The organism is Agrobacterium sp. (genome assembly GCF_032092815.1).
GTDB lineage: Bacteria > Pseudomonadota > Alphaproteobacteria > Rhizobiales > Rhizobiaceae > Agrobacterium.
In genome coordinates this window covers 1-836 of sequence record NZ_DAMDBP010000015.1, presented here as the reverse complement: position 1 = coordinate 836, position 836 = coordinate 1, and the positions used below count along the sequence as shown (strand labels likewise).

Sequence of the window (836 nt, the reverse complement as noted above, 5' to 3'; positions counted from 1 at the left end):
AAAGGCCTCCCGGCATTACCGTCGCAAAAAGGAGGAAACGGCATGAGGAAGATTGCCGTGACCGTTTTGGCGATGCTCGCACTCGGCATGACGGGCTGCCAGCGGGAAGATCACGGTGACGTTGCCAAACTTTCCGGGCGCATGTTCGTGTTCAATTACCGCGTGGCAAAAGCCACCTATCTCGTGACATTGCAGCCCCTCGTTCCGATCCGTGAAGGCAGCACGGCGCAGACCGAATTTGAAAATCCGCGTGGTGGAACGCCCTTTTCAACGGTCGAAAAACTGTTTCCCAAAACCGAGAAGGTCGTTCTGCAAAGCCCGCCAATCGAGTGTGTTAAAAAGGGTCGCCCTTACAAGGTGACGATCCGGCTGAACGGCCCGGACGGAAAGCTGCAGCAGACCATTGAAACCAGTATCACCTCGGACACGGATCAATCACAACTGCCAGCCAAACCGCTGGTGGTTGGCCCACTCTATACGCCAAACCCCGAAGTATTTCGCCATGACGGCAGCATGGACATGCGCCCGGTGCAGGATTGCCCGGCATGAGAAATGCGTTACTAAAGAGCACAAAAAAACGGAGCCTTTCGGCTCCGTTTTTCGATTCATTTCAGTTGGTTGCACCGGTCACCTGACACGATGATTCCGGATGCTCACAAACTGATTCAGCCGACGATTTCGGTTTCAGCGAACCAGTAAGCGATTTCCTGAACAGCGGTTTCCGGAGCGTCGGAACCGTGAACGGAGTTTTCGCCAATCGACAGAGCGAACTGCTTGCGGATCGTGCCTTCGTCAGCGTTTGCTGGGTTGGTTGCACCCATGATTTCGCGGTTCTT

At 54.7% G+C, this 836-nt stretch carries 2 protein-coding genes; one reads left to right on the top strand and one right to left on the bottom strand.

What is annotated here, in order from left to right:
- The first annotated feature begins 42 nt into the window (after window positions 1-42).
- The gene (locus RT613_RS11070) at window positions 43-549 is read left to right on the top strand and encodes a hypothetical protein (RefSeq protein ID WP_313615327.1); all 507 of its coding nucleotides are present in this window, start codon (window positions 43-45) and stop codon (window positions 547-549) included.
- 116 nt (window positions 550-665) lie between these two features.
- Here the strand turns inward: RT613_RS11070 and RT613_RS11065 are convergent.
- A partial coding sequence (locus RT613_RS11065; RefSeq protein WP_313615498.1) for a nucleoside-diphosphate kinase occupies window positions 666-836 on the bottom strand: 171 nt, incomplete at its 5' end.

Excerpts from the sequence above, each read along its gene's own strand:
- RT613_RS11070 (WP_313615327.1), top strand. The coding sequence starts at position 43 with ATGAGGAAGATTGCCGTGACCGTTTTGGCGATGCTCGCACTCGGCATG.